General features: G+C 59.0%; 10 protein-coding genes. 6 read left to right on the plus strand and 4 right to left on the minus strand.

The annotated features are described in order from the left end of the window. Positions 1–239: 239 nt before the first annotated feature. From ACM110_RS03650 to ACM110_RS03660, 3 genes are read right to left on the minus strand one after another with little or no spacing between them, the layout of a single operon-like run. The gene (locus ACM110_RS03650; RefSeq protein WP_416126605.1) at positions 240–1,586 is read right to left on the minus strand and encodes a glutamine synthetase family protein; all 1,347 of its coding nucleotides are present in this window, start codon (positions 1,584–1,586) and stop codon (positions 240–242) included. A gap of 23 nt (positions 1,587–1,609) precedes the next feature. Continuing rightward, positions 1,610–2,164: a helix-turn-helix domain-containing protein gene (locus ACM110_RS03655; RefSeq protein ID WP_416126606.1), complete on the minus strand. Its 555-nt coding sequence runs from the start codon at positions 2,162–2,164 to the stop codon at positions 1,610–1,612. 25 nt (positions 2,165–2,189) lie between these two features. Beyond that, positions 2,190–3,479 (minus strand): NAD(P)/FAD-dependent oxidoreductase, encoded by a 1,290-nt coding sequence (locus ACM110_RS03660; RefSeq protein ID WP_416126607.1) that lies wholly within the window; start codon positions 3,477–3,479, stop codon positions 2,190–2,192. 174 nt (positions 3,480–3,653) lie between these two features. Between ACM110_RS03660 and ACM110_RS03665 the strand changes: the two genes are divergently transcribed. Further along, entirely contained in the window at positions 3,654–5,243 is a 1,590-nt protein-coding gene (locus ACM110_RS03665) for a hypothetical protein (protein ID WP_416126608.1), read from the plus strand. A gap of 102 nt (positions 5,244–5,345) precedes the next feature. Here ACM110_RS03665 and ACM110_RS03670 read toward each other — a convergent pair whose 3' ends face one another. Then, positions 5,346–6,752 (minus strand): purine-cytosine permease family protein, encoded by a 1,407-nt coding sequence (locus tag ACM110_RS03670; RefSeq protein WP_416126609.1) that lies wholly within the window; start codon positions 6,750–6,752, stop codon positions 5,346–5,348. A gap of 324 nt (positions 6,753–7,076) precedes the next feature. On the opposite strand from ACM110_RS03670, the gene ACM110_RS03675 reads away from it, so the two are divergent. The 5 genes from ACM110_RS03675 (at position 7,077) to dctM (ending at position 11,895) form a co-directional block, all read left to right on the plus strand. Then, positions 7,077–7,562, plus strand: a complete 486-nt coding sequence (locus ACM110_RS03675; RefSeq protein ID WP_416126610.1) for a flavin reductase family protein — start codon at positions 7,077–7,079, stop codon at positions 7,560–7,562. Positions 7,563–7,642: 80 nt separating this feature from the next. Next, positions 7,643–8,686, plus strand: coding sequence for an LLM class flavin-dependent oxidoreductase (locus ACM110_RS03680; protein ID WP_416126611.1), 1,044 nt, complete (start codon positions 7,643–7,645; stop codon positions 8,684–8,686). 238 nt (positions 8,687–8,924) lie between these two features. After that, a complete protein-coding gene (dctP, locus tag ACM110_RS03685; RefSeq protein ID WP_416126612.1) occupies positions 8,925–9,920 on the plus strand; it encodes a C4-dicarboxylate TRAP substrate-binding protein DctP in 996 nt (331 codons plus the stop codon). Between the two features lie 62 nt (positions 9,921–9,982). Further along, positions 9,983–10,615 carry a TRAP transporter small permease gene (locus ACM110_RS03690; RefSeq protein WP_416126613.1) on the plus strand — a complete coding sequence of 211 codons (633 nt, stop codon included), beginning with the start codon at positions 9,983–9,985 and terminating at the stop codon, positions 10,613–10,615. Beyond that, a complete protein-coding gene (gene dctM / locus ACM110_RS03695; RefSeq protein ID WP_416126614.1) occupies positions 10,612–11,895 on the plus strand; it encodes a C4-dicarboxylate TRAP transporter large permease protein DctM in 1,284 nt (427 codons plus the stop codon). Before ACM110_RS03690 ends, dctM begins: the two co-directional genes overlap by 4 nt. Positions 11,896–11,941 lie beyond the last annotated feature (46 nt).

Genomic DNA, 11,941 nt, shown 5'->3' on the forward strand with positions numbered 1-11,941 from the left:
TTATTATTCTTTTTGGATATATTGGAATCTGACAACCAAATCGCAGGCAAAAAAAATCCCGGGCAGCTGATGGACGCCCGGGACTTAAAAATGCATAAACCGTGGTGGTGAACGCGGCGCGAATATTACGCAATGTTTCGCGCTGTAACAAGATATTTTATTTAACCAGTCAGTTACTAAATTCTCTAAGCCTTTAAATATCCAGATATTTTTTAAGGTTAACCTCGAAACCGCTTTAACTACAGAAACCAGCGATACTCCCGCGCACTGATCTCGTGCATGAAGGCCAAGTGGTCCTGGCGTTTGTTCTCGCAATACACATCTACGAATTCCGCGCCCAGTCCTTCGCGCAACTGCGGGTTGCCTTGCATGGACTGCACGGCCTCAAGCATTTCCAGCGGGAAGTCGATACCGCTGTTGCGGTCCTCGTTGAGCGGCGCAATCGGTTCGCGACCCCGCTCCAATCCCTGCTCCAGCCCTACCAGAATCGCGGCGAGCACCAGATAAGGGTTGGCATCGGCACCCGCGAGGCGATGTTCGATCCGCAGGTTTTTCGCGTCCGACTCCGGCACTCGCAGGCAGGCATCCCGATCCTCAAAGCCCCAACTGGCCCGGGAGGCGACGTTTACCGTGCCGCTCAAGCGACGCATTGCGTTGTGGTTCGGCGCGAAGATCGGCATGCAGTGCGGCAATACATCCAGGCAACCCGCGACTGCATGGCGCAGCGCTTGCTGCCCGTTCGCCGCCAGCAAGTTGTTACCCGCTTCGTCGTAAAGGCTCACATGCACATGCATGCCGCTGCCGGGGTGCTGCAAGTAAGGCTTGGCCATGAAACTGGCGCGGTAGTTGTGCTTCAGCGCGACGCCGCGAGTGCTGCGGCAAAACAGGGCGGCCCAATCGGCGGCGCGCAGGCCGTCATCCAAGTGACCGAAATTGATTTCGAACTGACCAGGCCCCAACTCGGCGGTGATCACCGTGGCATCGATGCCTTGTGCCCGGGCGGTTTCGACCATTTCATCGAGTACAGGAGCAAACCGCGACAGACGCTCGATGTGCATGTTCGGTTGATCATCGGCATCTCCCGTCAGCGGATCGCGGGCGAACTGCGGCAAGCCATCACGCAACTGGCTGTCGAACAGATAGAACTCTAGCTCGAACGCCACCACCGGAAAAATGCCTTTGCGGCCCAGCCGTGCCAACACTTGTGCCAACACTTCGCGCGGTTCGAATTCGATCGGTTTTGCTGTGCCGTCCGAGGTAATCAACATTTGCCCCAACGGCTGTTTTTCCCAGCTCACCAGTTTCAGCGTACCGGGCACCAAGCGACGCAAAGCATCGGGATCACCGTCGTTGAAGCAGTAGTCGCCGATCTTGAACAGCCCGCCCTGAGTGCCGAGCAACACACAGTTTTGCGGCAACTTGAGCGCACTACCGGCAGCGACTTTTTCGAGCATTTCGATCGGGTAGCGCTTGCCGTAGAAATGCCCGGGAATGTCCAGGGAAATCAGGTCGACGTAGCGCACATCGGGGTAGCGCTGACGAAACCCACGCACTTCGGCCAGCAGATCAGAGCACACAGCATCCATCATTTTGTTCCTTGTTGTTTTTATCAGGTGTAAACCCAAAGCACGCGGGTGAGTTGATCGGACAGATTGCCGTAACGGCAATGGGCATGGCTGGCCAGTTGAAAACTGTCGCCGGCACGCAGGGTCACCGGCTCGTCGTTATCCAGCCACAGCGTCAGTTCCCCTTCGAGGACATAGCCACCCTGCTCCGAGCTGTCTTTCATGTGCCGATCGCCACTACTGGCGCCGGGTTCGAGCTGACTTTCCAGCATGGAAAAAGATGCGCGCATTTTCGGCGAGACCATGATGTCGGTGATGCCGTCGGCGTAGTACAGCGTGCGACGCTCGTCCGGGCGAGTCACCCACGGCAGGGCCTTGGGTTTGGGCAGGCTGTAGAAATAGGTGGTTGGCACGCCCAGGGTTTCGCTGATGGCGGTCAGGTCCGCCACCGTCGGGCGGGACAACCCGCGCTCGACCTGCGACAGGAACCCCACGGACCGGCCGATTTTGTCCGCCAGTTCCTTGAGGGTGTATTTCTTGTGCTTGCGCAGGTCCTGGATCAGGATCGCCAGCGCCGAAATCTCTTCTTGCATGTCCATCTAAAGGCTTCCAGAAATTGCTGCTTCAAATGCTGTCGCGCAGCCGATACCAGGCTTTGCCGATGGCTTCCAGTGGCGCCGCCATGTATTTGCCGCCGGGAAAGCTGCCGTTGCTCAAGCCTTGGTACAACGCCAACTCGTCCGGTTGACCGAGAATCGCATCGCCAACGGCGCGTGCCCCGGCGAGCGTCGGCAGTACGCCGTGGCCGGAATAGCCCTGCAACCAGTACAGGTCGCCGCGTCGACCGATGTCCGGCGTGCGCTTGAGGGTCAGGTCGATGTGACCGCCCCAGGCAAACTCCAGCTCGACGCCTTTCAATTGCGGAAACACCCGTTCAAGGCACGGCCGGGTTGCGCCGGCGATGTCCTTCGGCATCCCGCCCAGATACGTGCAGCCACCGCCGAACAGCAGCCGGTTATCCGGCGTGCGGCGGAAATAATCGAGCACGAACTGGTTGTCGGTAACGCACACATTGCTCGGTAACAACGCCGTCGCCTGCGCTTGGGAAAGCGGCGCGGTGGACACCTGATAAGTGCCAACCGGCAACACGCAACTCGATAGCTGCGGATCGAGCCGATCAAGGTAAGCGTTGCAGGCCAGCACCAACACGTCGGCGCGGATGCGACCGCGTTCAGTGGTGACCACGTAACCGTTGGCGTCCTCGTGATAATTCAGCGCTTTGCTCTGTTCATGAATCACGCCCCCGGCTCGCTCAATGGCGGCGGCCAGACCGAGCGCAAGTTTCAGCGGATTCAAGTGCCCACCTTCGGGATCGAACAACCCTGCCTGATAACGCTCGCTGGCGACCCACTCCGGCAGTTGCTCACGCGGGATGAACTGCAAAGCGTCGTGACCCCATTTGTGGCTGGCCTCGTGTTGCCATTCAGTCAGCAGGCTGACCCGTCGCGGCATCACCGACGTCCAGAGGTGACCGCCCCGATAGTCGCAATCGAAACCATGGCGCGCAGGCAGTTCACGTAACTCCCGCGCCGCCCAACGCATGCCGTCCCACAGCCTTCGCGCGCGCTCATAACCCAGTGCAGCTTCCAGCGGCGGCATGTCACAGGACCAACCCAGAATGGCCTGCCCACCGTTACGTCCCGAAGCCGCCCACGCCACCCGGCTGGCTTCCAGCAGCGTTACGCGCTTGCCGGCCAGCGCCAGGCGCAATGCCGTGTGCAAACCGCTGAAACCGGCGCCGATGATCAGCACTTCGGTATCCTGCTCGCCTTCCAGTGCCGGCCGATTGACCAGTCGATCGGCGCAGGTATGGGCGTAGTAGCTGGCGACATGCTGCGTGGATTGCTGAAACATTCCGGCTCCATGAAATTTTATAGTTCTAATTTCATGAAAAAATACACGATGATTTTCATATCGGCAATGTTTAGAAGACGAAAGCTCCTTTTAGTCCGAACAGCCGATGTCAAAAGCAGCCCTGTTGCTACTAATTGCGCACACCACTTCCAACAATAAAATGATGAGGCTTCGATGCGTGCTCGACTCCTGTTTGCCCTGCCCCTGCTCGGCCTGCTCAGCGCCTGTTCCGAACCCTATGACCCGACGCCGCTGGCCAGCACCGGCAGCGCCGCGACCATGCTGATCGGTAGCGCTACGGTCGCGCAGCCGTTGAGCGGAACCATTCCCGCCAACCCCTTCATGGCGAGCAACGGCAGCAGCTACATGCATTCCGATGGCTACAGTTCCGACACGCATCCGGGGCCGGGGCCATTGGGACGGGATACGCAAGTGAACAGTCGCGATGGCAGTCGCAAACCGGGCGGCATGTGTCCGATTCATACCTTTGATCAACAGGGTCGCCTGGTGGTGCTGTGCGCCAACCTGATGCAATTCGAACTGCAACTGCTCGAACCGCGCACCCTGAAACTGTTGGCCCGCTATCCGCTGCCACCGCGCCCGTCGACGTTTCATGCCTTGATTACCCTGGACCCGGACAAGATCATGGCGGACACCTCCGGCGCCTACTTCTATGTCGATCAGCAGAATCGCGTGGTGATTGCCGATGCCGAGCAGCACATCCAGCGCGTCGTGCATCGCCAGGACGAATCCGGTGCGTGGGTGTTCGAAGAGATCGATAACTGGGACCTGAGTGATAAAGTCCCGCACGATTGCGTTCGGCCTACGTCCTGGTTTCCCAAGGGCGAGTGCGATCCCATCACCGGGGTCATGCCCGATCATCAGGGCTTGATCTGGTGGATCACCCGACGCGGTCGCATCGGCACGCTGAACCCCGATACCGGCGCGGTCCAGGGTACGCAACTGGCGAACGAAGAAATCCAGAACGGCATGTCAGTCGCTGCCGACGGCGTTTACATCGTGTCCGATCAAGCCATGTATCGCTTTAGCACCGATGCCGAAGGCAAGCCCGTGCAGGGCTGGCGCGAAACCTATGACCGCGGTACCGGGCGCAAGGTCGGCGCGATCAATCAGGGCAGCGGCACAACCCCCACCCTGCTCGGCAGTCGCTACGTCACCATCACCGACAACAGCGACGGGCGCATCAACCTGCTGGTCTATCGTCGCGAGCAGGACTTCGCCGGCAAGCGGCTGATCTGCAAGCTGCCGATCTTCGGCGAGAACGCGTCGGCCACCGACAACTCGTCCATCGGCTGGGGACGTTCGATCATCACCGAGAACAATTCCGGCTACAGCAGTGCCTTCGCCCAGAAGGACTGGCACGCAGTGAGTGGCGGCATTAACCGCGTGGATATACGCGAAGACGAATCAGGCTGTGATCTGGTCTGGGAATCACGGGAGCACTCGCCATCGGTGGTGCCCAAGCTCTCGGTGCGCAATGGCCTGGCCTACTTCTACACGTTTGAGGCACAGCCCGACGGCGAGAACGCCTGGTACCTGACGGCGCTGGATTTCAACACCGGCAAAACCCGGTTCAAGGCACTGAGCGGCGTCGGCCAGGCGTTCGACAATAACTGGTCGCCGATCACCCTTGCACCTGACGGCACGGCTTATGTCGGGACTTTTGGCGGGTTGGTCGCGTTGTGGGATGAAGGCCCGACTCTTGTAGGAGCCGAGCTTGCTCGCGATGGAGGTAAACGATAACGCGCACTGCCTGAATGACCGCATTGCCCTGACGTTCTTCGCGAGCAAGCTCGCTCCTACAGGGACGCGGTCATTTCATTCCCAGAAGCATCGGATGAGGTCTCAGTCGGTGAAACCCAGTTTCGCCGCCCGTTTTTCCTGCCCCTGCCCCCGCGTCGCCAGGCAGTAATACAACGGACAAGTCACCACCAACCCCACCAGCCAGGACAGGTCCGCGCCTTCGACCAGATTGGCGTACGGCCCGACATACAACGAAGTGTTGGCGAAGGGCAGCTGCACGATGATGCCGATGAAATACGCGATGATCGCATGCAGGTTGAAGCGTCCGTAGATCCCGCCGTCCGCGCTGAAGATCGAGGCGATGTCGTAGTGCCCGCGTTTGATCACATAGAAATCGATCAGGTTGATCGACGCCCACGGCACCAGCACCAGCAACAGCGCCAGAATCAGGCCGATAAACTGCGAGATGAAGTCCGCCGACGCACCCAGCGCCACCACACAGCAGCCCGCCAGCACCACGCTCGACAGCACCACGCGCACCTTGATGCTCGGCGTCCATTGACTGGCGAAGGTCTGGATCGAGGTGATGATCGACAGCACGGCGCCATACAGATTCAAGGCGTTGTGGCTGATGATGTTGAGCAAAAACAGGACCATGAGGATCGGCCCCAGCCAACCGGTGGATTGCTTTACCGCCGCCATCGCTTCGGTGCCTTCCGGGGTCGCGAGAACGGCCACCGCGCCGAAGGTGAACGACAGGATCGTGCCCAGGGTCGCGCCCAGATAGGTCGCGAAAAACGGACGGGTAATGCCGATATCGGCCGGCAGGTAACGTGAATAGTCCGAGACATAAGGCGAGAAGCTGATCTGCCAGATGATCCCCAGCGACACCGTGGCCAGCCAGCCGGACAGATTGAAACCGCCGCGAGTGAAGAAGTCCGCCGGCAGATCATGGGCGAAGATGTAGAGGAACCCGGCGAGCAGCGCACTGCCCATGACCCAGGTGCCGATACGGTTGAGCGTGTGGATGAAGCGATAGCCGATCACGCCGATGGCGGTGGCGCTGAGGGCGCCGATCAGGATGCTGGCCGGCACTGGCACTGAAGGTGCGATACCGACGATCGATTTACCCGCCAGCACGATGTTGGAAATGAAGAAGCCGATGTAGATCAGCGCGGCGAAGAACACGATCAACAGCGCGCCATAACGACCGAACTGGCCGCGGCTCTGGACCATTTGCGGAATCCCCATGCGTGGCCCTTGAGCCGACGCAAGGGCAATCACAAGTCCACCGACCATATGCCCCAGGGCAATCGCCAGCAAACCCCAGAACAGATCGAGGTGGAACACCTGAACCACCATGGCGCCGGTGACGATAGGCAGTGGCGCGATGTTGGTGCTGAACCATAAAGTGAAAAGATCGCGGGCCTTCCCGTGGCGCTCTGCGAGTGGAACGTAGTCGACCGTGTGATTCTCGATCAACGGGTCTTGCCGGGACATCTGGGACATATGCATGAACTCGAGTTTGTCTGTTCTTATCTTTGTATGAAGCCAAACCGGGGGGGCTCTCTGGCCGCCCCTCAGATGCAAACCATATTATGGTATTCCAACATTTTCACAAGACTGATCCGCTGTGTGGACGCCCATCTGATACGCCATCCCGCCTAGTGCCTGTCACCGCTGAATAGCTGAAAGCCCCGTAGACATTGAGTTTCCGATGAAACCCTTACGTTTATCGGTTCATCCAAAAAGATCTTGCAAACGGTGTATTACGGTATACCATCAGACCTACAAACACATAAGAATCGCGTCACATCACCCGAGGACAGACCAATGATCGATGCCGCCGTATACAAACAAGTCATGGGCTCGTTCCCGTCCGGCGTAACCGTGATCACCACGCTCGATGACGACGGCCAAATCGTCGGCCTGACCGCCAGCGCCTTCAGTTCGTTGTCGATGGACCCGGCGCTGGTGCTGTTCTGCCCTAACTACAGCTCCGATTCCTACCCGATCCTGATCAAGAACAAACGCTTTGCCATTCATGTGCTGTCCGGCGGCCAGCAGAGCGAAGCCTATGCCTTCGCACGCAAAGGCAAAGACAAGGCGCAAGGGATCGAGTGGACGTTGAGCGAGTTGGGCAACCCGATCCTGGCCAACGCCACGGCGGTCATTGAATGTGAACTGTGGCGCGAATATGAAGGCGGCGACCACGCCATCATGGTCGGCGCGGTGAAGAACCTGATCGTGCCCCAGCACAACGCCGGACCACTGGTGTACTGCCACGGCAAGATGGGCGCGCTGCCGGTTCTCGCCTGACCTATTACTTAACAAGGTATTCCAATAGTCAACAGACCCGCTGTCGACGGGCCAACAACAAAAGATCCGAGGTAAGCGTCATGAAGTTTTCCCTGTTCGTACACATGGAACGTTGGGACGAAAGCGTCAGCCACCGTCAGTTGTTCGAAGACTTGACCGAACTGACCCTGATGGCCGAGGCCGGCGGTTTCAGCACCGTATGGATCGGCGAACACCACTCGATGGAATACACCATCTCGCCAAGCCCGATGCCTTTGCTGGCCTATCTGGCGGGCAAGACCACCACCATTCACCTCGGCGCCGGCACCATCATCGCGCCGTTCTGGCATCCGATCCGGGTGGCGGGTGAATGCGCGTTGCTCGACGTGATCAGTAACGGCCGTATGGAAGTCGGTTTGGCGCGGGGCGCTTACCAGGTCGAATTCGACCGCATGGCCGGCGGCATGCCCGCATCGAGCGGCGGCCAGGCGTTGCGGGAAATGGTGCCGGTGGTGCGCGCACTGTGGCAAGGCGACTATGCCCATGACGGCGACATCTGGAAATTCCCGACATCCACCAGCGTACCCAAGCCGATCCAGAAGCCGAACCCGCCGATGTGGATCGCCGCTCGCGACCCGGACTCGCACAACTTCGCCGTGGCCAACGGCTGCAACGTGATGGTCACCCCGTTGATGAAGGGCGATGAAGAAGTCCTCGACCTGAAGAACAAATTCCAGGCCGCACTGGACAACAACCCCGACGTGCCGCGCCCGCAATTGATGGTGCTGCGCCATACCCACGTGCACACCGTTGACGATCCAGAAGGCTGGCAAGTCGGCGCCAAGGCAATCTCGAAGTTCTATCGCACCTTCGATGCCTGGTTCGGCAACAAAACCACACCGGTCAACGGTTTCCTCGCGCCGAGCCCGGAAGAGAAATTCGCCGGTCGTCCGGAATTCGAACTGGAAAGCCTGCACAGGACCGCGATGATCGGCACCCCGGAAGAGATCATTCCGCGCATCAAGTACTACCAGGAACTGGGCGTTGACGAGTTCAGTTTCTGGTGCGACAACAGCCTGCCCCACGCGGAAAAGAAAAAATCCCTGGAGCTGTTCATCAAACACGTGGTGCCAGCGTTTCGGTGAGGATCCTTACACCTCACTTCCACAAGGGTCGACTTACGACACTTGCACCTAGAACCTTCATCAAAACGCCGGCGTTGAGGCTTTGCCCGACCCGGCGTTTTGCCCGCACTTTTTCAACCCGCTTCAACCCTCCCCTGCAAATCGCAATTTTCTGCCTAGACTTGCTCCTGTCCGTCGTACGAACAAGCGTTACAGCACGGGACCGTACGAACAACTAAAACAAGAGGAATCCCCCCAGATGTTCAAGTCCATCTGCAAAGCGTTCGCCTGCACTCTTGCCCTGGGCGCCATCACCAGTGTCATGGCAGCCGATCCGGTGATCATCAAGTTCTCACATGTGGTAGCCGAACAGACGCCCAAAGGCCAAGGGGCGTTGCTGTTCAAGAAACTGGTAGAGGAACGCCTGCCCGGCAAAGTCAAGGTCGAGGTCTACCCAAACTCCTCGTTGTTTGGTGACGGCAAGGAGATGGAAGCCCTGCTGCTGGGCGATGTGCAGTTGATTGCACCGTCACTGGCCAAGTTCGAGCAGTACACAAAGTCCGTGCAACTGTTCGACCTGCCCTTCCTTTTTGACAATATCGACGCAGTCAACCGCTTCCAGCTGAGCCCGCAAGGCCAAGCGCTGCTCAAGTCCATGGAAAGCAAAAACATCACCGGCCTGGCCTATTGGCACAACGGGATGAAACAACTCTCTGCCAACAAACCCCTGCGCGTCCCCGCCGATGCCCGTGGCCTGAAGTTCCGGGTGCAAGCGTCGGCCGTACTTGAGGAACAATTCAAGGCCGTGCGCGCCAACCCGCGCAAAATGAGCTTCGCCGAGGTGTATCAGGGTTTGCAGACCGGTGTGGTCAACGGTGCGGAGAACCCCTACTCGAACATTTACAGCCAGAAGATGCATGAAGTGCAGAAGTTCATCACTGAATCCAACCACGGTGTGCTGGACTACATGCTGATCACCAACACCAAGTTCTGGAACGGCTTGCCACCGGATGTGCGCAGTGAACTGGACAAGATTGTCGTTGAAGTCACCGCTCAGGTGAACAAGCAAGCGGAGCAACTGAACCAGGGTGACAAAGAACGGATCATCGCGGCCAAGACCACCGAAATCATCACCCTGACGCCCGAGGAGCGTAATCAATGGCGAGACGCGATGAAACCGGTCTGGAAGATGTTTGAAGCTGATATCGGTCCTGATCTGATCTCCGCAGCCGAAGCCTCCAACAAGGCTCAATGATCGCCGGGCAGGCACTGCTGCGGCGGTGCCTGCCGATCATCACTCGACAGGGGATGCCATCCATGAGAGCACTTCGGCGAATCTGGGAGCACTTCGAGGAGGGGTTTATTGTCTTCCTTCTGGCGGCCATGACGCTGGTCACCTTCGTCTACGTCATTCTCAACAATCTCTACAGCCTCTTCTATTGGCTGGCCGAGCGTTGGGAGGGTGCGAGCGCCCCGTTGTTCGCCGTCGGCGACGGGATCATGGGGATGGCTCAGGCCATGACCTGGAGTACCGCACTGACCAAGGCCCTGTTTGGCTGGCTGATCTTTTTCGGCCTGGCTTACGGCGTGCGCACGGCCGGGCATATCGGCGTCGATGCACTGGTCAGGGTGGCCAGCCGATCGGTGCAGAAATACATCGGCATCGTCGCCTGCCTGTGCTGCCTGGCGTACGCAGGACTGCTCAGCGTTGCCAGCTTCGAATGGATTCAGACCCTGATGAATGCGGGCATTGGCGCAGAAGACCTCGGCCACTTCGGCATCATGCAATGGCACATCGGGCTGATCGTCCCCTTGGGGTTTGCCCTGGTCTTCATTCGCTTCGCCGAAATTCTCGTGCGCATCCTGCGCAACCGCCAGACGGGCCTCGGCCTGGCCGACGAAGCCGCCGATGCCCTGAAGCTGACTGAACACGAGGATGACAAGCCATGACCATCGCCTTCCTGTTCGTGGCCCTGTTCGTCCTGATGTTCATCGGTGTTCCCATTGCCATTTCCCTGGGGCTGGCCGGCTCGCTGACCATCATTTTTTTCAGCCCCGATTCCGTGCGTTCCCTGGCGATCAAACTGTTCGAGACGTCGGAGCATTACACACTGCTGGCGATCCCGTTTTTCCTGCTCGCCGGGGCCTTCATGACCACCGGTGGCGTGGCGCGCCGGCTGATCGACTTTGCCAATGCCTGTGTCGGTCATATTCGCGGCGGCCTGGCCATCGCCGCCGTATTGGCGTGCATGTTGTTCGCCGCCCTTTCCGGTTCAAGCCCTGCGACAGTGGCTGCGGTGGGCTCGATTGCCATTGCCGGCATGGTCCGCTCCGGTTATCCGCAAGCCTTTGGCGCAGGGATCATCTGCAACGCGGGGACCCTGGGCATCCTGATTCCGCCGTCGATCGTGATGGTGGTCTACGCCGCCGCCACCGAAACCTCCGTCGGCAAGCTGTTCATGGCCGGTGTGGTGCCAGGCCTGTTGCTGGGCACCGCACTGATGGTGGCGATCTACATCGTCGCCGTTAAGAAAAACCTGCCGGCATTGCCACGCGCGACCCTGCGTGAATTTCTGGCTACGGCACGCAAAGCGATCTGGGGCCTGCTGTTGATGGTCATCATCCTGGGCGGCATTTACTCCGGGATGTTTACCCCCACCGAGGCGGCAGCGGTCGCGGCGGTTTACTCGGCCTTCATCGCCTTGTTCGTCTACAAGGACATGACGTTCAGCGAAACTCCGAAAGTCCTGCTGGAGTCAGCCAAGCTGAGCATCATGTTGATGTTCATCATCGCCAACGCCATGCTTTTCGCCCATGTGTTGACCACCGAGCAGTTGCCGCAACAAATCACCGCCTGGGTGATCGAGGCCGGGCTGACGCCGGTGACGTTCCTGCTGGTGGTAAACATCGTGTTGCTGGTTGCCGGCGCGTTTATGGAACCTTCGGCCATCATCCTGATCCTGGCCCCGATCCTTTTCCCCATTGCCATGAAGCTGGGTATCGACCCGATTCACCTGGGCATCATCATGGTGGTCAACCTCGAAATCGGCCTGATCACGCCACCGGTGGGCCTGAACCTGTTTGTCACCTCTGCTGTGACGGGCATGTCTTTACCGGCAACGGTCAAAGCGGCCATGCCCTGGTTGATGATCCTGCTGCTGTTCCTGGTGCTGATCACCTACGTGCCGTGGATCTCCCTGGTGCTGCCGAACTGGCTGGGCATGAATTGACGTCTCGTTCACCACGCTCTGCGCCGGGATCTACTACAGTGGAATC

Origin of the sequence: Pseudomonas sp. NFX98 (genome assembly GCF_047784845.1) — a bacterium.
In the GTDB taxonomy this organism is placed as follows: domain Bacteria; phylum Pseudomonadota; class Gammaproteobacteria; order Pseudomonadales; family Pseudomonadaceae; genus Aquipseudomonas.

Bases quoted from the DNA above. Each gene is read 5' to 3' on its own strand.
- ACM110_RS03650 (WP_416126605.1), bottom strand. From the start codon at position 1,586: ATGGATGCTGTGTGCTCTGATCTGCTGGCCGAAGTGCGTGGGTTTCGT.
- ACM110_RS03680 (WP_416126611.1), top strand. From the start codon at position 7,643: ATGAAGTTTTCCCTGTTCGTACACATGGAACGTTGGGACGAAAGCGTC.
- dctM (WP_416126614.1), top strand. From the start codon at position 10,612: ATGACCATCGCCTTCCTGTTCGTGGCCCTGTTCGTCCTGATGTTCATC.
- ACM110_RS03660 (WP_416126607.1), bottom strand. From the start codon at position 3,479: ATGTTTCAGCAATCCACGCAGCATGTCGCCAGCTACTACGCCCATACC.
- ACM110_RS03675 (WP_416126610.1), top strand. From the start codon at position 7,077: ATGATCGATGCCGCCGTATACAAACAAGTCATGGGCTCGTTCCCGTCC.
- ACM110_RS03665 (WP_416126608.1), top strand. From the start codon at position 3,654: ATGCGTGCTCGACTCCTGTTTGCCCTGCCCCTGCTCGGCCTGCTCAGC.
- dctP (WP_416126612.1), top strand. From the start codon at position 8,925: ATGTTCAAGTCCATCTGCAAAGCGTTCGCCTGCACTCTTGCCCTGGGC.
- ACM110_RS03690 (WP_416126613.1), top strand. From the start codon at position 9,983: ATGAGAGCACTTCGGCGAATCTGGGAGCACTTCGAGGAGGGGTTTATT.
- ACM110_RS03655 (WP_416126606.1), bottom strand. From the start codon at position 2,164: ATGGACATGCAAGAAGAGATTTCGGCGCTGGCGATCCTGATCCAGGAC.
- ACM110_RS03670 (WP_416126609.1), bottom strand. From the start codon at position 6,752: ATGTCCCAGATGTCCCGGCAAGACCCGTTGATCGAGAATCACACGGTC.